Here is a 20812-nt window from a genome sequence, read left to right on the forward strand (position 1 = left end):
GTCTCCGTGGATGATCCCGAAACACGGTTCACGCGGCTCTACGACGAGAACCACCGGCGTGTCCTGGCGTACGCCCTCACCCACGCCGAGCCGCACACCGCCGAGGACGTCGCGGGTGAGACGTTCCTGATCGCCTGGCGGCGACTGGACGACATCCGTGACCCGGCCTTGCCGTGGCTGCTCGGCGTGGCCCGCAACCTCCTGCACAAGCAGCGCGACCGAGGCCGGCGCGGCCGAGTGCTCGCCGACCGGATCAAGGCGCTGGCCGGGCCGTCCGACCTCGCCGCGTGGGACGCCGCCGAGCACGTCGTGGCCCGGGAGACCGCCCTGGAGGCGATCGCCGCGCTGCCCGAGCGGGACCTTGAGGTCCTCACGCTCGTCAACTGGCACGGACTGGACCCCCGTCAGGCCGCGAAGGTCGTGGGCTGCTCCGTCCCGGCGTTCGCCGTCCGGCTGCACCGGGCCCGCAAGCGGCTCGCCCGCGCCCTGGACAGTCCCGGGGCCGCACCGGAACATCCCGTCCGCGCCGCCCCGATCGCGCGGGAGGCGGCCCGATGATCTCAGGAGAGAAGATGAAGGACCCCGACACGATCGTCCGCGCGCTCAGGCCCGCCGCACTGGACGAACTTGCCGACGACGCGCACGCCGGGCGCCGCGACGCCGACCTGGCGAGGGCGATGAACGCCGCCGCCGGGCGGCGGCCGCGACCGCGGCCACGCCGGGTGGGGCTGCTGGTCGCCGGGGTGGCGGCGGCTGCCTGCGCCGCGGCGGGCCTCGCCGTGGTGTCCGGCGGGGACGGCGCGGCGCCCGGCGGAACGACGACGGCGCGGGGGCCCGTCGATGCCCGCACGTTCCTGCTGGCCAGCGCGAAGACGGCCGAGCGGTCCCCGGCCAAGGTCGGCCGCTACTGGTACAACAAGATCCTGACGCAGGAGGTCACCGACTGGAAGTCCGCGGAGCTCAGCGGGAACAACCGCGCGGAGAAGGTCCCGTACATGTTCCGGCTGTCGAGAGGCGAGGAGAGCTGGCACGCGCGCGCCCCCGACGCCCCCTCCCGGACGATCACCGGAATCGACGCCCGAGTCACCTTCCCCACCAAGGAGGATGAGGCGGCCTGGAGGCGCGCCGGCTCGGAGCCGCTGGTCCCTCCGGGGATGCGCGAGCCCACCGTGAATAACTACGACATGCCGTTCCACTACGGGATCGGCAACGGCCGGATAACGATGCCGGAGCTGCGGAAGCTCCCGGTGGATGCGAAACGCCTGAAGGCGGAGCTGCGCCGCAGGCACACGGCGGACGCCCGCGAGATCGGGGAAGAGTTCAGCGGCAACTTCACCGAGTACGTCTTCTCCACCGCCTCCGATCTCCTGGCCGGGCCGCTCACACCCGGCACGAAGGCGGCGATGTACCGCATGTTGGCGGACCTGCCCGGGGTGAAGTCCGAGGGCAGGGTCACCGACCCGCTCGGCCGACCCGGCGTGGCGGTGTCGATGGACGGCTCGAACCTCGATGGCGACTACCACTCCACGCTGATCGTCGACCCGCGCACGGCCGAGGTGCTGGTGTACGAGGGGGGCTTCACCTATGTGCACCAGGAGATGGGCTGGGTGAACGAACTGGGCGCCCGTCCCTAGAAAATGCCGAAGAAGCGGCGCTCGTTGGGCGAATTTCGCCCGTGAGCGCCGCTTTCCGTGCGGCTAGCGTTCGCCCCGTGACCTCGAACGGCGGTGTCGGCGGGAAAGACGGGGAAGCGCTCGGCGGTGAGCGGATCCTGATCGCGCTCGGCGGCAACGCCATGACCGCGCCGGACGGCAGCGCCACGCCGCAGGCCCAGGCGGCGGCGATCGAGCGCGCGATGGGGCCGGTGGCCGAGCTGGTCGCCGCGGGCGCGCGGGTCGCGCTCACCCACGGCAACGGCCCCCAGGTCGGCAATCTGCTGATCAAGAACCAGCTCGCGGCGGGCGTGGTGCCGCCCGTCCCGCTGGACTGGTGCGGGGCCCAGACCCAGGCCACCGTCGGCGTGATGATCATGAACGCGCTGGAGCGGGCCCTGGCCGCCCGGGACGCCGCGCGACCGGTCGCCACCGTCGTGACGCGCACGCTCGTGGACGCGTCCGACCCCGGATTCGCCGACCCCGCCAAGCCCATCGGCCGATACTTCCCGGAGGAGGACGCGCGCCGGGCCATGGAGCACGGCGAGGTGTGGCGGCGGTTCGGGGAGCGGGGCTGGCGCCGCGTCGTCGCCTCGCCGGAACCGCTCGGCATCCTGGACGCGGGCGCGGCGGCGGCGCTGCTGGACGCCGGGTACGTCGTGGTCGCGGCGGGCGGCGGCGGGACCCCCGTCGCCCGCGTGGACGGGGCCCTGCGCGGCGTCGAGGCCGTCGTCGACAAGGACCTGGCGGCGCAGCTGCTGGCCCGCCGCCTGGACGCGACCACCCTGGTGATCGCGACCGACGTGGAGAACGCGATGACCGGCTACGGGACCCCGCGGGAACGTCCCCTGCACCGCACGACGGCCGCCGAGCTGGGCGAGCTGGCCGCCGCCGGGCACTTCGCCGGCGGCAGCATGGGCCCGAAGGTGGAGGCGGTGCGCCGCTTCGTCGCCGTCGGCGGGCGGCGCGCGGCCATCACGTCGCTGGCGAGGCTCGGCGACGCGGCGCACGGCACGGCCGGAACGGTCGTCGAGGCCTGACCCGGGGTAGAGAACGATCACCAGAGCAGCTGAGGAGCGATGACGTGCCCGATCCGATCGAAGTCCGCAAGATCCCCATCGAGAGCGTGACCGACGCGTCCGGGCTGGCCGGGCTGATCGACGACGGCGTTCTGGACGCCGACCGGGTGCTCGCCGTCGTCGGCAAGACCGAGGGCAACGGCGGCGTCAACGACTACACGCGGCTGCTGGCCGACCGCGCGTTCCGCGAGGTGCTGATCGGCAGGGGGACCCGCCCGGCGGACGAGGTGGCCCGCGTCCCGCTGGTGTGGTCGGGCGGCACCGACGGCGTCCTGTCCCCGCACGCCACCGTCTTCGCCACCGTCGACCCGGCGACGGCGCCGAGGTCGGACGAGCCGCGCCTGTCGGTCGGCGTCGCGATGAGCGAGACCATCCTGCCCGAGGACATCGGCCGGCCCGCGATGGTCGGGACGGTCGCCGCCGGGGTGCGCGAGGCGATGAAGACCGCCGGGATCGACGACCCGGCCGACGTCCACTACGTCCAGACCAAGACGCCGCTGCTCACCCTCGACACCATCAACGACGCCAAGTCCCGCGGCCGCGACGTCGTCACCGAGGACACCCTCAAGTCGATGGACATCTCCAACTCCACGACCGCGCTCGGCATCGCCGTCGCCCTCGGCGAGATCGAGACGCCCTCCGCGGAGCAGATCCACAAGGACCTGTCGCTGTACTCGTCGGTGGCGTCGTGCTCGTCCGGCGTGGAACTCGACCGCGCCCAGATCGTCGTCGTGGGGAACGTGCGCGGCATCGGCGGCCGGTACCGCGCGGGGCACGGTGTGATGAACGACGCACTGGACGCCGGCGGCATCTGGGACGCGATCAGATCGACCGGCCTCGGCCTGCCGGAGCGGCCCCGCACCGGCGACCTCGGCGACCGCCTCGTCAACGTCTTCATCAAGTGCGAGGCCGACCCGAGCGGCTCGGTCCGGGGGCGCCGCAACATCATGCTGGACGACTCCGACGTGCACTGGCACCGGCAGATCAAGGCCTGCGTCGGCGGCGTCGCGGCCTCGGTCACCGGCGACCCCGCGGTGTTCGTGTCGGTCGCGGCCGTCCACCAGGGCCCCTCCGGCGGCGGCACCGTCGCGGCCATCGCCGACCTCGGCTGACCGAATCGATGCCGGACAGTATCCGGATAGTCGCCCACAGTGTCCGGCGGAGGTTATAGCCTTCCTGGCGTGTCCGGACTGACCATTCCCGAACCGCAGTTCCCGGGGGACGACGGCGGGGCCGACCCGCGGCTGTGCGAGGCGCTCACCGGGTACGCGGCGGGCCGCGTCGGCGTCCACGTGGTGCTGCGGCTGCTGCGCGGCTCGCGGCTGCTCGTGCCCATCGTCGCCGTCCTCACCGAGGAGGAGGAGGTGGGCGCGGGCGAGCTGCGCCGGGAGAAGTCGAGCGACATGGCGCTGCCCACGCTGATCGGCGACGACGGGAGGCGCGGCGTCCTCGGCTTCACCTGCACCGAGACGATGAAGGCGTGGCGCGCCGACGCCCGCCCCGTCGCGGTCCGCGCCGAGGAGGCGTGCCGCGCCGCCCTCGACGAGGGCGCGCACGCCCTGGTCGTGGACGTGGCGGGCCCGGTCCCGTTCGCCGTGGACGGCCTGCGCCTGCACCTGCTCGCCGAGGGCCGCCCCGTCCCGCCCCCGCACGAGGACCCCGACGTCCTCGCCGCCGTCGAGGCCGCGTTCGGATCCGACCAGTCCGTCACCGGGGTGCGCGTCACCGAGGGCACGTCCGCCGAGGTGGCCGTCCGGTTCGCCGTCGTCCCCGGCCATGACGAGCGCCGCACCGTGCAGCGCGTCTCCGACCGCCTCGCCGAACTGCTCCGCGGCCGCATCGTCGGCGGCGTCGAACTGAACGTCGTCCGCCGGTAGCCGTGCCGGTAAACCGTTCGCGTCCGGCCCGCCGCCGGGGGCAGGGTGGATGGCATGACCGACGTTGACGCATTCATCGCCGACGGGCTCGTCAGGGTGGAGGGGGCGTTCTCCCGGGAGCTGGCGGCCGAGTGCCGCGAGATCCTCTGGCGCGACACCGGCTGCGACCCCGGCGACCGCTCGACCTGGACGCAGCCCGTCGTCAGGCTCGGCGACTACGCGCAGGAGCCGTTCCGGGCGGCCGTCAACACCCCGCGCCTGCACGCGGCCTTCGACGCGGTCGTCGGTGCCGGCACCTGGCAGCCGCGCGGCAGCCTCGGCTCGGTCCCGGTGCGGTTCCCCAGCGAGGACGAGCCCGGCGACGACGGCTGGCACATCGACGCGAGCTTCCCCGGCGACGACCCTTCCGACTTCATGGCCTACCGGGTGAACGCGGCGTCGAAGGGACGCGCGCTGCTGATGCTGTTCCTGTTCTCCGACGTGGGTGAGGACGACGCGCCCACCCGGGTCCGGGCGGGATCGCATCTGGACGTCCCGCCGATCCTGGAACCGGCGGGCGACGAGGGCCTCGCCTTCATGGACATCGCGGGCAAGGCGGCCACCGCGTCCGAGCACCGCCCGGTCACATTCGCGACCGGCAGGGCCGGGGACGTCTACCTTTGCCACCCCTTCCTCGTGCACGCCGCGCAGCCGCATCACGGCACCGAGCCGCGCTTCATGGCGCAGCCGCCGCTGCTGCCATCGGGCCCGCTCCCCGAATCGTCCCCGGTGCGGATCGCGATCGAGCGAGGTCTCTGGCGCTGAGCTTCTAAGCTTGGTCGATCCCGTCACCTTGGAGATTCCGTGCTGACCATGCAGGACGCCCTGATCCGTCTCACCGGCTACTGGGCGGGGCGCGGCTGCCTCGTCGCGCAGCCGATGAACACCGAGGTGGGGGCGGGCACGCTGAATCCGGCCACCGCGCTGCGCGTCCTCGGGCCGGAGCCGTGGCGGGTCGCCTACGCCGAGCCGAGCGTCCGCCCCGACGACTCGCGGTACGGCGACAACCCCAACCGGCTGCAGACCCACACGCAGTTCCAGGTGATCCTCAAGCCGGAGCCGGGCGACGCGCAGGAGCTCTACCTCGGCAGCCTCGCCGCGCTGGGCATCGACCTGCGCGCCCACGACGTCCGGTTCGTCGAGGACGACTGGGCGTCGCCCGCGCTCGGCGCGTGGGGGCTCGGCTGGGAGGTGTGGCTGGACGGCCTGGAGATCACCCAGTTCACGTACTTCCAGCAGTCCGGCGGGCTGACCCTCGACCCGGTGTCGGTCGAGATCACCTACGGGATGGAACGCATCCTGATGGCGCTCCAGGGCGTCTCCCACTTCAAGGACATCGCGTACGCCCCCGGCATCTCCTACGGGGAGGCGTTCGGGCAGGCCGAATACGAGATGAGCCGCTACTACCTCGACGACGCCGACATCGCGACGAACCGGGAGCTGTTCGAGGCGTACGCGGCCGAGGCGCGGCGGATGCTGGACGCCCGGCTGCCCGTCCCCGCCCACTCCTGCGTCCTGAAGTGCTCGCACGCGTTCAACGTCCTGGACGCACGCGGAGCGATCGGGACGACCGAGCGGGCCCGCGCGTTCGCCCGGATGCGCGGCCTCGCCCACGAGGCCGCCGCCCTGTGGGTGGAACGCCGCGCCGAACTGGGCCACCCGCTGGGCGACGCCGCGACCCGTCCCGCCGCCGCCCCCGCGCCGGACGCGCTGCCGGACCTCACCTCGCCCGGCTCGCTCGCGCTGGAGATCGGCGTCGAGGAACTGCCGCCCCACGAGGTCGCCCGCACGGCGGACGGCGTGGCGGAACGGCTGCTGCGCGGCCTGGAGGAGGCGGGCCTGACCACGGACGAGTCGGTGCTCGACACCTACGCGACGCCGCGCCGGATCATCGTGCTCGTCCGCGACCTGGAGCCGCGGGAGCCGGACTCCGAGCAGGTCGTGAAGGGGCCGCGCCTCGCCGCCGCCTACGACGCGTCCGGGGAGCCGACGCGGGCGCTGCAGGGGTTCGCGCGCGGCCAGGGGATCGACGTCTCGGACGTCCGGCAGGTCACGGTGGGCGGCGGCGAGTACGCCGGGCTCGTCCGCAAGGTGGCCGGACGGCCCGCCGCCCGGGTGCTGGCGGAGCTGCTCCCCGAGATCGTCACCGGGCTGCGCGCCGGGAAGAACATGCGGTGGAACGCGCCCGGCCTGTCGTTCGCCCGCCCGATCCGCGGGCTGCTCGCGCTCCTGGACGGGGACGAGATCCCGTTCACCGTCTCCGGCATGACGGCGGGCCGCCTCACCCGCGTCCACCGCACGGCCGAGGAACCGGTCATCGAGGTCCCGGCCGCGGGGTCGCTGATCACGACGCTGCGCGAGCACGGAATCGAACCGGACCCCGCCCGCCGCCGGTCGCGCGTCATCGAGGACGCCGGAGCGCTCGCCCGCCGCCACGGCGGCGCCGTCGACTTCGACGGCGAGCGGAACCTCGTCGAAGAGATCGTCGACCTCGTCGAGGAGCCCGTCGCCATCCTGGGCGCGTTCGACGAGAAGTACCTGGAACTGCCCGAGGAGATCCTCACCACGGTCATGCGCAAGCACCAGCGCTACCTGCCGGTTCGTGCGTCCGCGGGCCGCCTCATGCCGTACTTCGTCACGGTCGCCAACGGCGAATGCGACCGTGACGCCGTCCGGGCCGGGAACGAGGCCGTACTCCGCGCGCGCTACGAGGACGCGTCGTTCTTCTACAAGCAGGACCTCCAGAGCACGCCCGAGCAGATCAAGGAGGGGCTCGGCAGGCTGACGTTCACCGAGCGTCTCGGCTCGATGGCCGACCGCTCGTCCCGCATCGCCGCGATCGCCGCCGAGCTGGCGGACCGCCTCGACCTGGCCTCCGAAGAGCGGGCGGCGGCACGCCGGGCGGCCGCGCTGGCCAAGTTCGACCTCGCCTCGTCCATGGTCATCGAGCTGTCGAGCCTCGCCGGGACGATGGCCCGCGAGTACGCCCGCCGCTCCGGGGAGGACGAGGCCGTCGCGCAAGCCCTGCACGACAAGGAACTGCCCCGCTCCGCCGGGGACGCCCTGCCCGCCACGGCCGCCGGCGCCGTCCTCGCCGCCGCCGACCGGCTCGACCTCCTCGCGGGCCTGTTCGCCGTCGGGTCCGCCCCGACCGGCAGCTCCGACCCGTTCGGCCTGCGCCGCGCCGCCCTCGCGCTGACCGCGATCCTGCGGGACGTCCCGCCCCTGGCGCCGATCACGGTCGGGGACGGCCTCGCCATCGCCGCCCGGCACCAGCCGGTGGACGTCGCCCCGGAGGCCCTCGCGGAGGCGGAACGCTTCGTCGCGCGCCGCCTGGAACAGAACCTCCTGGACGAGGGCCACCCCGTGCACGTCGTCCGGGCCGTCCTCCCGCACGCGGGCACGCCCGCCCGCGCCGCGGAGGCCGCGGCCGACCTGGCGAAGCTGCTCGGCTCGTCCCGGTTCGAGCGGCTCACGACGGCGCTGCAGCGCGTCCTGCGCATCGTCCCGGACGGCACCGCCGCGGGCTACGACCCGTCCCTGTTCACCGAACCCGCCGAACGGAACCTGCACACCGCGTTCACCGCCGTCCAAGACGATCTCCCCGCCGACCCGACGCTGCCGGAGTTCTACGCGGCCGCGACGGCCCTCGTCGACCCGATCGACACCTACTTCGACGACGTCATGGTCATGGACGAGGACCCGGCCCGGCGAGCCAACCGCCTGGGCTTCCTAGCCGCGATCAGAGACCGGGCGGCCCCCGTCCTCGACTGGCGCGAGATCACTTAGAACCAGACGACGGGCAGGCCGTGCGACGGCCCCTCGCCGAGGACCACCCGCTCGCCGCCCGGCCACAGCCGCAGCGCCACGACCTGCACGGCACTGAGCAGGGCGGCGTCGCGCCCCTCGAACGACAGGTGGGCGACCGGTGCCTCCTCGGTGGCCGCCGCTCCGGCGTCCTCCAGGTGGCGGAACAGCCCCGCCGCCTCGTCCTCGGACAGGTACGCCCGCATCGTCGAATGCCACACGACCGTCGCCACGCCGGGGCGCGGGGCGAGCCCGTCCAGGAAGTCGGCCGCGCCTGACCGGACGACCGTCGCCGGAACCCGCGCGGCCACCTCGAACGCCGCCCGCAGCCGCTCGACCCGCGCCGTCTGGTCGGGCCACACGTACGACAGCAGCCGCCGCCGAGCCTCCGGCGAGGTCGCGTCCAGGGGACTTGGGTCGCATCCCAGCCGCTCGGCGATGGTGAGCGGCGCGTCCACTGGGGGAAGGCCACGCCAGGCGTCGTCCAGCACGACCGGCGACTCCGGCCCGTACGCGCCGCCCTCGTGCAGGAGCCGGAAATGGTCGGCCCGCAGGTTCAGGCCCGCGCTGGCGCCGATCTCCAGCAGCCTGATCGGCAGCCCCGTCGCCGCGGCCACCGCGAGGAGCCCGCCGACCAGCGGGGACGCCCGCCCGACCTCGTTCGTCTGCGGCGGGTCGGCGAGCCCCTCGCGTATCTCCTCCGCGTGCTCGGCAAGCACGTCACGGAACGCGGGCCAGGCGGCGAGGGGGTCCTTCCTCCCGCCCGCGGTCGGGTAGTGCTCCGCGAGTTCCGGTACCCGGCCTTCCAGGACGAGCCGGTGCACCGTCCCCAACACCCGCAGGACGGCCCCGGGCTCCGCCCGCCCACCGAGCACCGCCGCCACGGCCCCACCGGGATCGTCCGCCGCCCGCGCCAGCAGCTCCGCGTACATCGGCGACCCCAGCTTCGCGCACCCCCGCGCCTGCGCGACCAACGCCTCCCTCATCGCGCGTCTCCGCCGGCGAGTTGGCTCCACGCGTTGACGAGCCAAGCGTCGTACCAGGCGAGAAAGTCGGGAGTGGGGCCGAGGAAGATCGGTTCCACCTGGGCGTAAAGGTCCTTGATCAAGGTCGCCGGCGCGGCCGTCGCAGGGCGTATCGAAGTACTTCCCCAGTCCCAGATGGTTCCGGCGAGGTCTCCGGTGACGACGAGCACGACGAGCCCCTCGCATCCCTGGGTGCCTATCGGGATGCAGCCGTCTTCGGGAACGAGGCTGTCCGCGGCAGGTCCTCCGGTGGAGTCGGGATCTCGCAGCCAGGCCCGGCGTCGGCCGTACAGGCGTTCGACGTCGGCACGGGTGAATCGGAACTCCCCGGCCGGATCGCCGACGAGCTCGAACTCGTCCAGGGACTCCTGGGGAGTGAAGATCCCGTAGTACGGGCCGGCCCCTGGACCGACCCGAAGGAGGAACTCCCGGTACGCGGGCGGAAGTGACACTCCCAGGGCACCCTCGAACGCCGCGACGGCGTCCCTGGTCAGCGGGGTGTTGCGGTACCGGTGGACGTCGGCGCCGAAGACCAGGAACCGCTCACGGCCATCGATGTCCGTCTGACGCTGAGGCAGCGCCCGGCGCAGGCGGCGAGGCGGGTCGTTCTCGATGGCCCGGAGCCGCCGGAGCCTGGCGGTCAGATCATCGAATACCGGCACGATCCACCCCCTGGTATGAAATTGACCGGCGCCAGGTCCGCGGACGAGTCTCTCAGATGGTGGACGGCGGCACGGGCGGGTGCGGGGAGTCAATAGGATCTAGGCATGCTGCGCTGGTTGACCGCGGGGGAGTCCCATGGCCCGGCCCTGACCGCGATCGTGGAGGGGCTGCCGGCCGGTGTGCGCGTGACCTCGGGGGAGATCGCCGAGGAACTGCGCCGCCGGCGGCTCGGCCACGGGCGGGGCGCCCGGATGAAGTTCGAGCAGGACCAGGTGACGATCATCGGCGGCGTCCGGCACGGGGTGACGCAGGGCGGGCCGGTGGCGATCGAGGTCGGCAACACCGAGTGGCCCAAGTGGGAGACGGTCATGTCGGCCGACCCCGTGGACGCCGACGTCCTCGCGGCCCAGGCGAGGAACGCGCCGCTGTCGCAGCCGCGGCCCGGCCACGCCGATCTCGTCGGCATGCAGAAGTACGGCTTCGACGACGCCCGGCCCGTCCTCGAGCGGGCGAGCGCGCGGGAGACCGCCGCGCGGGTCGCGCTCGGGACGGTCGCCAAGGCGTTCCTCAAGCAGGCGCTCGGCGTGGACGTGCTCAGCCACGTGATCGCGCTCGGCGAGGTCGCGGCGCCCGACGGCGTCCTGCCCGAGCCCGGCGATCTCGCCCGCGTGGACGAGAGCCCCGTGCGCTGCTTCGATCGGGAGACGTCGGCGGCCATGGTCGCGCACATCGACGAGAACAAGAAGGCGGGCGACACCCTCGGCGGCGTCGTGGAGGTCCTCGCCTACGGGCTGCCCCCCGGTCTCGGCAGCCACGTCCACTGGGACCGCCGCCTCGACTCGCGGCTCGCCGGGGTCCTCATGGGCATCCAGGCGATCAAGGGCGTGGAGCTCGGCGACGGGTTCACCACCGCGCGGCGTCCCGGGTCCCGGGCGCACGACGAGATCGACGGCACGCCCGAAGGCGTCCGGCGGCGGACGAACCGGGCCGGCGGCGTCGAGGGCGGCATGACCACCGGCGAGGCGCTGCGCGTCCGGGCCGCGATGAAGCCGATCTCGACCGTGCCGCGCCGCCTCGACACCATCGACGTGAAGACCGGCGGGCCCGCCAAGGCCATCAACCAGCGCAGCGACGTCACCGCGGTCCCCGCCGCCGGGGTCGTCGCCGAGGCGATGGTGGCGCTGGTCCTCGCGGACGCGGCGCTGGAGAAGTTCGGCGGCGACTCGGCCGAGGAGACCGCCCGTAATCTGCGGGGATACGTGTCCTCGCTGACCATCAAGTGAACTGGACACGCTGAGAATGCGACCGAAGGCCGTCATCATCGGGCCGCCCGGCTCCGGCAAGACCACGATCGGCGACGCGCTCGCGCGGCGCCTCGGCGTCGCCCTGCGCGACACCGACGCCGACGTCGAGAGCGCGGCGGGCAAGCCCGTCGGGGAGATCTTCATCGACGAGGGCGAGGAGCGGTTCCGCGAGCTGGAACGCGCGGCCGTCGCGGCGGCGCTGGCCGAGCACGAGGGCGTCGTCGCGCTCGGCGGCGGCGCGGTCCTGGCGGAGGAGACGCAGGAGCTGCTCGCCGGGCACACCGTCGTCTACCTCCGGGTCGGGCTGTCGGAGGCGATCAAGCGGGTGGGGCTCGCGTCGGCGCGCCCGCTGCTGGTCCTCAACCCGCGCAGCCAGATGCGCAAGCTCCTGGAGGAGCGCCTGCCGATCTACGAGCGGCTCGGCACGGTCGGCGTCGAGACCGACGGCCGCGAGCCCTCCGACGTCGTCGAGGAGATCGCCGAGGCCCTGGAGGGCGCGGCGTGACGCAGGCGCGGGTGCGTGTCGGCGGCGCCGACCCGTACGACGTCGTCATCGGGACGGGCGTCCTCGGTGAGCTGCCCGGCATGGTCGGGGATCGCGCCCGGACGGTCGCCGTCGTGCACGCCGAAGGGCTCCCGGAGATCGCCCGCCCGGTGTGCGGTGCCCTCGAGCGGGCCGGATACACCGTCCACGCGCTGCCCGTCCCGGACGGCGAGGCCGCCAAGGAGGCCGGTGTCCTGGCCGGGCTCTGGTCGTCGTTCGCCCGGTCCGGCATGACCCGGACGGACGTCGTCGTCGGCGTCGGCGGCGGCGCGACCACCGACCTCGCCGGGTTCGCGGCGGCGTCGTGGCTGCGCGGCGTGCGGGTCGTGCTCGTCCCGACGACGCTGCTCGGCATGGTCGACGCCGCGGTCGGCGGCAAGACCGGTATCAACGTCCCCGAGGGCAAGAACCTCGTCGGCGCGTTCCATCCGCCCGCCGGGGTGCTGTGCGACCTGGCCACGCTGATGACGATGCCCCGCGAGGACTACATCAGCGGCCTCGCGGAGATCATCAAGGCCGGGTTCATCGCCGACCCGAAGATCCTGGAGCTGGTCGAGGCCGACCCGGCGGGCGCGGCGTCGCCGGAGGGCCCCCACACCCGCGAACTGGTCGAGCGCGCCGTCCGGGTCAAGGCCGACGTGGTGTCCGCGGACCTGCGGGAGAGCGGCCTGCGGGAGATCCTCAACTACGGCCACACGCTCGCGCACGCCATCGAGAAGGCCGAGGACTACCGGTTCCGGCACGGCCACGCCGTCGCCATCGGCATGGTCTACGCCGCCGAGATGGCCCGCCTCGCCGGACGCCTGCCGTCCGGTGCCGTCCGGCGGCACCGGGACGTGCTCGCCTCCGTCGGCCTGCCGGTCTCCTACGCCGCCGACTGGCCCGGCCTGCGCGCCGCCATGACCATCGACAAGAAGTCGCGGGGCGCCACGCTGCGGTTCGTCGTCCTCGACGGCATCGCCGAACCGGGCCGCCTCGAAGGCCCCGACGAGGAACTGCTCGCCGCCGCCTACCGGGAGATCGCCCCATGACCCGCGTGCTCGTCCTGAACGGACCGAACCTGCACCGCCTCGGCGTCCGCGAACCCGACAAGTACGGGACGACCACGTTCCACGACCTGGCCGAGCTCTGCCGGGACGCCGGCCGCCGCTTGGACCTGAACGTCGAGGTCAGGCAGACCGACGACGAGGCCGAGATGATGAGCTGGGTGCACGAGGCCGCCGACGAGCGCGTCCCGGTCGTGCTGAACCCGGCGGCTTTCACGCACTACTCCTACGCGCTGCGCGACGCGCTCGCGCAGCGCACCGCGCCGCTCATCGAGGTGCACATCACGAACCCGGCGGCCCGCGAGGATTTCCGCCACACCTCCGTCGTCGCGGGCGTCGCGACGGGCACCATCGCCGGCTTCGGCGTGATGTCCTACGTCCTCGCCCTCCAGGCGGTCGCGGAGCTGACCGCCGGGGAGTCCTGACCGCGCCGGCGCCCGGCCGCCGGAACGCCCGACCGCCCGGAACGCCCGACCACCCGGTACTCCTGACCACCCGGTACTCCTGACCACGGGGGCTACCGGGCCTCCTGGACGGCCCTGCGGGTCATGTCCTTGAGTTCGGCGACGACGTCGTCGAGGGGCGCGACGTCGCGGTGGGCGCGGCACAGGATCGTGGCGCCCTCGACGGCGGCGACGGTCAGGCGGGCCAGGCGGGCGGCGCGGTCGTCGGCGAGGCCGGCGTTGCCGAGGCCGGTCGCGAGGGTGTCCTGCCAGCGGTCGAACGCCGCGGCGGCCGCCGCGGCGAGCTGCGGCGCGTCGTCGTGGCACTCCACGGTGACCGCCACGATCGGGCAGCCCGCGCGGAACCCGCTCTTGATCAGGACCTGCCGCCACCAGGAGACGAACGCGTCCACGGCGGACGCGGGATCGCCGCCCTCGGTGGCGGCGAGGATGCCGGCGTTGAGGAAGTCGCCGGCGTAGCGGACGGCCTCCTCGGCGAGCTGCGCCTTGCCGGCGGGGAAGTGGTGGTAGATCGAGCCGCGCGGCGCGCCGCTGTGCGCGATGACGTCGCGGAACCCGGTGCCGCTGTAGCCGCGCTCGCGGAAGAGGTAGGCGGCACTGCGCACCATGCGTTCCCGGCTGTCCGTCCCCATGGCCCGATTATGACATTCATCATAAGCTCTTCGCATTGACCATGACAATCGTCATAGAGAATCTTGCTTATGCCGGACGTCATACCGAATGGGGGGCCATCGGGCGCATGGTGTCCCCTGCCTGCTACCCGCGAGTAGGGTCGGCTCAGGCACTGACGAAGGAGACTGCCGTGATCGATCTCCAGCGCGACGGGGACGTCTACGTCCTGCGGTTCGACGCGGGTGAGAACCGTTTCAGCCCCGGCTTCCTCGACGCGGCCGAGGCCGCGCTCGACACGCTGGAGAAGAACGACGGGCCTGCCGCCCTGGTCACCGCCGGGACCGGCAAGTTCTACTCCAACGGCCTCGATCTCGACTGGCTCGGCGCCAACGAGGACAGGTTCGAGGACTACCTGCGCCGGATACACGGCCTGTTCGCACGCGTCCTGTCGCTGCCGATGCCCACGGTCGCGGCGCTGAACGGGCACGCTTTCGCGGGCGGCGGGATGCTGGCCCTCGCCCACGACTTCGCCGTCATGCGGACGGACCGGGGCTATTTCTGCCTGCCCGAGGTCGACCTCGGGATGACGTTCACGCCCGGGATGAACGCGCTGATCCAGGCGCGGCTGCCGAAGCGGACCGCGCACGAGGCGATGGTCACCGGCCGCCGGTACACGGCCGCGCAGGCGGAGGAGGCCGGGATCGTCCAGCGCACCGCGGCCGAGGAGGAGGTCCTGCCCGCGGCCGTCGAGTGGGCGGCGTCCATGGCGGGCAAGAACGGCAAGACCGTGGGGAAGATCCGCGCGGACCTGTACCGGCCGGCGCTCGACGCGCTGAACGGCCCGGTCCTGCCCTGACCCTCGCCGCGGGACGGCCGCCGGAGTAGGTTACGTTCGACTGGAATCCGATTCGGTTACGGGAAGGGGTGCCGATGCGCATCGGGATGGGGCTCAACTACGCGGGCGGTTTCAAGGAGACCGTCGAGGAGCTGACCGACTTCGAGAAGGCCGGCCTCGACATCGTCTACGTGCCGGAGGCGTACAGCTTCGACGCGGTGAGCCAGATGGGCTACATCGCCGCCAGGACCGAGCGGGTGGAGATCGGCTCCGGCATCCTCAACATCTACTCGCGGACGCCGACCGCCATCGCGCAGACCGCCGCGGGGCTGGACTACATCTCCGACGGGCGGTTCACGCTCGGCATCGGCGCGTCCGGCCCTCAGGTCATCGAGGGCTTCCACGGCGTGCCCTACACCGCGCCGCTCGGCCGCACCCGCGAGATCATCGAGATCTGCCGCAAGACTTGGCGGCGCGAGCGCGTCCAGCACGACGGCAAGTACTACAAGCTGCCGCTGCCGGCGGGGCAGGGCACCGGCCTCGGCAAGGCCCTCAAGATCATCAACCATCCGGTGCGGGCCGACATCCCGGTCATGGTCGCCGCGATCGGCCCGAAGAACGTCGAGCTGACCGCCGAGATCGCCAACGGCTGGGAGCCGATCTTCTACATGCCGGAGAAGGCCGAGGAGGTCTGGGGCGCGTCCCTGGCCGCCGGGAAGGCCAAGCGCGACCCGGCCCTCGGCGAGCTGGACGTGGTCGGGCAGTCGACGCTCGCCATCGGCGACGACGTGCAGGGCTACCTGGAGTTCGGGCGCCCGATGGCCGCGCTGTACATCGGCGGCATGGGCGCCAAGGGCAAGAATTTCTACAACGACCTCGCCCGCCGGTACGGCTTCGAGAAGGAGGCCGAGGAGATCCAGGACCTGTACCTGGACGGCAAGAAGGACGAGGCCGCCGCGAAGGTCCCGCACGAGCTGCTGGAGAAGATGTCGCTCATCGGCTCCGAGGGCCACGTGCGCGAGCGGCTCGCGGCGATGAAGGAGTCCGGCGTCACCACGCTGAACGTCTCCCCGATCGCGGGCGACCACAAGGGCCGCCTGGCCCTCATCGAGAAGGTCAAGGAGATGGCCGCCGACCTGTAGGCACGGGCGCGGGACGCCCCGCCCGGAGCCGACGGACGAACGTGGTCCGGCCACTGCGCGACAGCGGCCGGACCACGCCCGTCAGGCGCCGGTGACCCGCACACGCAGCACAGGGGCCCGCACGTCACACGGCCCGCACGTCACACGGCCCGCACGTCACACGGCCCGCACGTCACAGGGCGGCGTGGACCTCCTTGGCGACGCGCTCGCCGGAGCGGACGGCCCCGTCCATGTAGCCCGTCCAGTAGTCGGACGTCTCGGTGCCCGCCCAGTGGATCGGGCCGCACGGCGCCCGCAGCGCCGGGCCGAAGGCGGTGAGCGCGCCGGGCGGGGCGATGCCGGTCGGGCCGCCGCCGCTCCACGTCTCGTTGTCCCACCGCTGGATCGCCGTGGCCCGCGGGGCGGCGGCCTTGTCGCCGAACAGCTTCCGGAACGAGTCGAGCCCGGCGGCCCGCACCTCGCTCTCCGGCGCGCCGTCGAGCTTCCTGATGTTGGCCTGGTTCATGAAGCCCATCAGGATGCCGCGCGACCCGTCCGGCGGGCTGTTGTCGAACGTCGCGTCGATGGCCCCGCTGTCGGCGATCGACTGCCCGGTCAGGCCGTCCGCCCGCCAGAACGGGGTGTCGTAGACGCCGATGAACTTGGCGATCGAGCCCATCGGATAGCGCTGCGTCAGCTGCGCCCGGCTCGCGGGCAGCGCCGGCGAGTAGTCGATCCTTCCGGCGATCGCCGGGGACATCGCGACCACGACCCGCTCGGCGGACACCGTGATCCCGTCCGCGTTGACGGTGACGCCGCCCGAGCCGGTGACGATCGACCGGACCGGCGCGTTGTAGCGGACGATGTCGCCCAGGCTCGCCGCCAGCCGGATCGGCACCTGCTCCGGGCCTCCGGCGAACCGGGACTCCTGCGCGCCGTCCTTGGTGTTGATCAGCCGGTCGATCGTGCCGGGGGTGCTCTCGTTGCCCGCGGCGGCCGCGTAGTGCAGCAGGTAGAGCAGCGACACCTCCTGCGAGCGCATCGACAGCGTGGAGGAGGCGAACGCGTCCATCAGGAACCGCGCCCCGCTGCTCAGCGAGTTCGACCGCGACCAGGTGTAGAACGTCTGGGCGTCCCACTCTTCGGCCTTCGGGGCCTTCCACGGTTCGCCGACCGGCACGTCCTTGATCATGTCGCCGAGCTTGAACAGCGCGATCTGCAGGTCGATGACGCCCCAGTCCGGCGGCACCGCGCCGAGGATGCCGTCGGTCTCGTACAGGGACCGCGTGCCGTTGCGGTAGTAGACGTTCTTGCCGGTGTTGTAGGTCTTGAAGGTCTCCACGCCCATGTCGCGGGTGAGCGCGGTGATGCGGTCCTGGGTGGGGCCGATGAACTCGGCGCCGCCCTCGGTGGTGGTGCCGTCGCCGAGCGGCAGGCCGTAGACGCGCCCGCCGGGCCGGTCCCGGGCCTCCAGGACGATCACCGACCGCCCGGCCGCGACGAGGTCGCGGGCCGCGGTCAGGCCGGACAGGCCGGCGCCGACGATCACCACGTCGGCGGTGGCGGGCGCGGTGCGGGCGGCGGCGGACGGCGCCGCGGACGCGGAGACGACGGCTCCGGCGGCGGTGAGCGCGCCTGTGCCGAGCAGTCTGCGGCGGCTGACTCGGGTCACTGGGATCCCTCCTGGGGGAAGTCCAAGAGCGGGGGGACGAAGATCCAACGGTCGGTCACGCTAAGCCAGCCCGGAGATAAAGTCGAGGGTTCTTCATGTTTTGTGATCGCGCCGAGTCCACCGCCGTGCCCTAGAGTCCTGGACATGGGGGAGACGCACATCGCCCGGCGACGCCGGCTGGCCGCGCTCGCCGCCGAGCGGGACGCCGGCGCCCTGCTGGTGACCCGGCTGGTCAACGTCCGCTACCTCACCGGCCTCGACAGCTCCAGGGCCGCGCTGCTCGTCGCGGCCGGCGGCGAGGCCGTGCTCGCGACCGACGGCCGGTACGCCGGCATGGCCGCGCGGGTCTGCCCCGAACTCCCCGTCATCGTCGACCGGCAGGTGGCGGCGGCGCTGGTGACCAGGGCCGCCGCGGACGGTCACGGCCGGCTCGGCTTCGAGGCCCACGACATCACCGTGGAGCAGCACGCCGCGCTCCGCGACCAGGCGGCGATCGAACTGACCGCGTCCGGTCATCTCGTCGAGGGGCTCCGCCAGATCAAGGACGAGGAGGAGATCGCGCTGCTGCGCGAGGCGTGCGCGATCACCGACCGCGCGTTCGAGGCCGTCCTCCCCGGGATCCGCGCCGGCGTCACCGAGCGGGCCGTCGCCATCGCGCTCGAACGGGCGATGGTGGACCTCGGCGGCGACGGCCCCGCATTCGAGTCGATCGTCGCGTCCGGGCCGAACGGCGCCGTCCCGCACCACCATCCGGGCGGGCGCGAGCTCCAGCGCGGCGACCTGGTGACCATGGACTTCGGCGCCCGGTACGGCGGCTACCACGCCGACATGACCCGCACCGTCGCGATCGGCGAGCCCGCCGGCTGGCAGCGCGACGTCTACGACCTCGTCCACCGCGCCCAGGCCGCCGGCCTGGCCGCCGCAGTCCCCGGCGCCGACACCAAGGACGTCGACGCCGCCGCCCGCGACGTCATCAAGGCCGCCGGGCACGGCGACGCGTTCACCCACGGCCTCGGGCACGGCGTCGGCCTGGAGATCCACGAGGCTCCGCTCATGGGGTACGACAAGACCGGTAGGCTGATGGACCGAGTTCCGATCACGGCGGAGCCGGGGGTCTACCTCACGGACCGGGGCGGGGTCCGCATCGAGGACACGTTCGTGGTCCGGGCGGACGGCCCGGAGCTCCTCACTACAACGACCAAGGACCTGCTCGTGCTCTGACGCGCGGGCCCGCGACCGGGAGAACAACGCAGTGGCGACGACGAACGACCTGAAGAACGGCATGACGCTGAACCTCGACGGCCAGTTGTGGACCGTCCTGGAATTCCAGCACGTCAAGCCCGGCAAGGGCGGCGCGTTCGTCCGTACCAAGATCAAGAACGTGCTGTCAGGGAAGGTCGTCGACAAGACCTTCAACGCCGGGACCAAGGTCGAGGTGGCCAGCGTCGACAAGCGGGAGATGCAGTACCTCTACCGCGAGGGCGACGACTTCGTCTTCATGGACACCGAGACCTACGACCAGCCGAACATCCCCGCCGGGGTCGTCGGCGACGGGGCGAACTTCCTGCTCCCCGAGCAGAACGTCACGATCGCCTTCAACAACGAGAACCCCCTGTACATCGAGTTGCCCGCGGCCGTCGTGCTGGAGATCACCGAGACCGAGCCCGGCCTGCAGGGCGACCGCTCCACCGGCGGCAGCAAGCCCGCCACCCTGGAGACCGGCGCGCAGATCCAGGTGCCGCTGTTCATCACCACGGGCGAGAAGGTCAAGGTCGACACCCGTTCCGGCGAGTACCTCGGCCGCGGCTGAGGATGGGCGCTCGGACGAAAGCACGCAAGCTGGCGCTGGACATCCTGTTCGCGGCGGAGCTGCGGGAGGAGGAGCCGACCGCGGTGCTCGCCGGCCGGGGCCGTCCCAACCAGGACGAGCTGGCCGAGTACCCGCACGCCGTACGGCTTATCGAAGGCGTCCAGGAGCACCGGGAACGCATCGACGAGCTGATCGCCACCTACGCCACCGGCTGGACGCTGGACCGGATGCCGGTCGTCGACCGCAACGTCCTCCGGATGGGCGCGTTCGAACTGCTGTGGGTCGACGATGTTCCCGACGGCGTCGCCGTCAGCGAGGCGGTCGGCCTGGCCACCGAGCTGTCCACCGACGAGTCCCCGCGCTTCGTCAACGGCCTCCTCTCCCGCCTCCAGCAACTGAAGCCCTCGCTCTCCCTGTAGCCGCGTTGCCGTTCCGCCCCACGGCGCGGCACCGCGGGCGACTAGGCTGGACAAGGATGAGCGACGTTAGGGGAGCGGCGGTGACCGGCCGGCAGCAGAAGCGGGTGCGGGGCGGCACCCGTGTGCGCAGCGCGGTTCTGTGGGAGGCGCTGCGCGCCGTCCTCGAACGGATCGCCCCGGAGGCCGGCCAGAGCGAGGTCGTCGACGTCGGCGGCGGCACCGGCGGCTTCGCGGTGCCCCTCGCCGAGCTCGGGCACCGGGTCACCGTGGTCGACTCCAACCCCGACGCGCTGGCGGCGCTGGAACGCCGCGCCGCCGAGTCCGGGGTGAGCGTGCGGGCCGTGCAGGGCGACGCCGTCGACCTGCCCGACCTGCTGGGCCCGGACGCCGCCGACCTGGTGCTGTGCCACAGCGTCCTGGAGTACGTCGACGATCCCGGCGCGGCGATGGCGGCGCTGACCGGCACCGTCCGTGGCGGCGGCTCGGTCAGCATCCTGGTCGCGGGCCAGATCGCCGCCGCGCTGCACCGCGCGGTGTCCGGGCACTTCGACGACGCGCGCCAGGTGCTGACCGACCCGTCCGGACGGTGGGGCGAGAGCGACCGGATGCCCCGCCGGTTCACCAGGGAGACGCTGTCGTCGCTGGTGCGGGGCGCGAACCTGCGGGTCGCCGAGCTGCACGGCGTACGGATCTTCGCCGACCTGGTGCCGGGCGGCATGCTGGACGGCGACGCCGACTCGGCCGACGCGCTGATCGCCCTGGAGTCCGTCGCGGCCGTCCACCCCGTCCTGCGCGATCTCGCCACCCAGCTGCATCTGGTGGCCGACAAGCCGGCCGGGTAGC

21 protein-coding genes are annotated in these 20812 nt (G+C 73.0%); 17 read left to right on the top strand and 4 right to left on the bottom strand.

Features of this window, described 5'->3' with window-relative positions; genetic code table 11:
* Positions 1-6 precede the first annotated feature (6 nt).
* The 7 genes from E1285_RS14345 (at position 7) to E1285_RS14375 (ending at position 8436) form a co-directional block, all read left to right on the top strand.
* On the top strand, positions 7-558 hold the full coding sequence (locus E1285_RS14345; RefSeq protein ID WP_132152092.1) for a sigma-70 family RNA polymerase sigma factor: 552 nt from the start codon (positions 7-9) through the stop codon (positions 556-558).
* Between the two features lie 14 nt (positions 559-572).
* Positions 573-1634, top strand: a complete 1062-nt coding sequence (locus tag E1285_RS14350; RefSeq protein ID WP_132152094.1) for a CU044_5270 family protein — start codon at positions 573-575, stop codon at positions 1632-1634.
* Between the two features lie 77 nt (positions 1635-1711).
* Positions 1712-2692: a carbamate kinase gene (locus E1285_RS14355; RefSeq protein ID WP_243722777.1), complete on the top strand. Its 981-nt coding sequence runs from the start codon at positions 1712-1714 to the stop codon at positions 2690-2692.
* 44 nt (positions 2693-2736) lie between these two features.
* On the top strand, positions 2737-3843 hold the full coding sequence (locus tag E1285_RS14360) for a ring-opening amidohydrolase (RefSeq protein WP_132152096.1): 1107 nt from the start codon (positions 2737-2739) through the stop codon (positions 3841-3843).
* Between the two features lie 69 nt (positions 3844-3912).
* On the top strand, positions 3913-4608 hold the full coding sequence (locus tag E1285_RS14365) for an SseB family protein (RefSeq protein WP_132152098.1): 696 nt from the start codon (positions 3913-3915) through the stop codon (positions 4606-4608).
* A gap of 54 nt (positions 4609-4662) precedes the next feature.
* The gene (locus E1285_RS14370) at positions 4663-5412 is read left to right on the top strand and encodes a phytanoyl-CoA dioxygenase family protein (protein WP_132152100.1); all 750 of its coding nucleotides are present in this window, start codon (positions 4663-4665) and stop codon (positions 5410-5412) included.
* A gap of 48 nt (positions 5413-5460) precedes the next feature.
* Entirely contained in the window at positions 5461-8436 is a 2976-nt protein-coding gene (locus E1285_RS14375; protein WP_132152138.1) for a glycine--tRNA ligase, read from the top strand.
* Here E1285_RS14375 and E1285_RS14380 read toward each other — a convergent pair.
* Both E1285_RS14380 and E1285_RS14385 read right to left on the bottom strand, forming a co-directional pair.
* Positions 8433-9440: a DUF2332 domain-containing protein gene (locus E1285_RS14380; protein ID WP_132152102.1), complete on the bottom strand. Its 1008-nt coding sequence runs from the start codon at positions 9438-9440 to the stop codon at positions 8433-8435. The two genes, E1285_RS14375 and E1285_RS14380, sit on opposite strands and share 4 nt — an antisense overlap.
* On the bottom strand, positions 9437-10141 hold the full coding sequence (locus E1285_RS14385) for an SMI1/KNR4 family protein (protein WP_165966614.1): 705 nt from the start codon (positions 10139-10141) through the stop codon (positions 9437-9439). The genes E1285_RS14380 and E1285_RS14385 overlap by 4 nt, the downstream gene beginning before the upstream one ends.
* Positions 10142-10246: 105 nt before the next feature.
* Here E1285_RS14385 and aroC point away from each other — a divergent pair, with 105 nt between their 5' ends.
* The 4 genes from aroC to aroQ are packed head-to-tail and all read left to right on the top strand — an operon-like array spanning position 10247 to position 13461.
* Positions 10247-11425 (top strand): chorismate synthase, encoded by a 1179-nt coding sequence (gene aroC / locus E1285_RS14390; RefSeq protein ID WP_132152106.1) that lies wholly within the window; start codon positions 10247-10249, stop codon positions 11423-11425.
* Positions 11426-11441: 16 nt separating this feature from the next.
* The gene (locus E1285_RS14395; RefSeq protein ID WP_207946594.1) at positions 11442-11951 is read left to right on the top strand and encodes a shikimate kinase; all 510 of its coding nucleotides are present in this window, start codon (positions 11442-11444) and stop codon (positions 11949-11951) included.
* A complete protein-coding gene (aroB, locus tag E1285_RS14400; RefSeq protein ID WP_132152110.1) occupies positions 11948-13021 on the top strand; it encodes a 3-dehydroquinate synthase in 1074 nt (357 codons plus the stop codon). Before E1285_RS14395 ends, aroB begins: the two co-directional genes overlap by 4 nt.
* Complete coding sequence (gene aroQ / locus E1285_RS14405; RefSeq protein WP_132152112.1) at positions 13018-13461, top strand: type II 3-dehydroquinate dehydratase; 444 nt, start codon at positions 13018-13020, stop codon at positions 13459-13461. Before aroB ends, aroQ begins: the two co-directional genes overlap by 4 nt.
* 92 nt (positions 13462-13553) lie before the next feature.
* On the opposite strand, the gene E1285_RS14410 is transcribed toward aroQ, so the two are convergent.
* Positions 13554-14132 carry a TetR/AcrR family transcriptional regulator gene (locus E1285_RS14410; protein ID WP_132152114.1) on the bottom strand — a complete coding sequence of 193 codons (579 nt, stop codon included), beginning with the start codon at positions 14130-14132 and terminating at the stop codon, positions 13554-13556.
* Positions 14133-14302: 170 nt separating this feature from the next.
* Between E1285_RS14410 and E1285_RS14415 the strand changes: the two genes are divergently transcribed.
* A complete protein-coding gene (locus E1285_RS14415; RefSeq protein WP_132152116.1) occupies positions 14303-14968 on the top strand; it encodes an enoyl-CoA hydratase/isomerase family protein in 666 nt (221 codons plus the stop codon).
* A 74-nt stretch (positions 14969-15042) separates the two neighbouring features.
* Positions 15043-16089 (top strand): LLM class F420-dependent oxidoreductase, encoded by a 1047-nt coding sequence (locus tag E1285_RS14420; protein ID WP_132152118.1) that lies wholly within the window; start codon positions 15043-15045, stop codon positions 16087-16089.
* 172 nt (positions 16090-16261) lie between these two features.
* On the opposite strand, the gene E1285_RS14425 is transcribed toward E1285_RS14420, so the two are convergent.
* Positions 16262-17740, bottom strand: a complete 1479-nt coding sequence (locus E1285_RS14425) for a flavin monoamine oxidase family protein (protein WP_132152120.1) — start codon at positions 17738-17740, stop codon at positions 16262-16264.
* Positions 17741-17884: 144 nt separating this feature from the next.
* Between E1285_RS14425 and E1285_RS14430 the strand changes: the two genes are divergently transcribed.
* Genes E1285_RS14430 through E1285_RS14445 form a run of 4 tightly spaced genes read left to right on the top strand, consistent with a single transcriptional unit; the run spans position 17885 to position 20811 of the window.
* Positions 17885-18961 (top strand): aminopeptidase P family protein, encoded by a 1077-nt coding sequence (locus tag E1285_RS14430; protein ID WP_132152122.1) that lies wholly within the window; start codon positions 17885-17887, stop codon positions 18959-18961.
* A 31-nt stretch (positions 18962-18992) separates the two neighbouring features.
* Positions 18993-19550: an elongation factor P gene (efp, locus tag E1285_RS14435; protein ID WP_132152124.1), complete on the top strand. Its 558-nt coding sequence runs from the start codon at positions 18993-18995 to the stop codon at positions 19548-19550.
* 2 nt (positions 19551-19552) lie between these two features.
* Positions 19553-19969 carry a transcription antitermination factor NusB gene (gene nusB, locus E1285_RS14440; RefSeq protein WP_132152126.1) on the top strand — a complete coding sequence of 139 codons (417 nt, stop codon included), beginning with the start codon at positions 19553-19555 and terminating at the stop codon, positions 19967-19969.
* A gap of 56 nt (positions 19970-20025) precedes the next feature.
* On the top strand, positions 20026-20811 hold the full coding sequence (locus E1285_RS14445) for a methyltransferase domain-containing protein (protein ID WP_132152128.1): 786 nt from the start codon (positions 20026-20028) through the stop codon (positions 20809-20811).
* The last annotated feature ends 1 nt before the right edge of the window (position 20812 follow it).

Origin of the sequence: Actinomadura sp. 7K507 (genome assembly GCF_004348425.1) — a bacterium.
Taxonomy (GTDB): domain Bacteria; phylum Actinomycetota; class Actinomycetes; order Streptosporangiales; family Streptosporangiaceae; genus Spirillospora.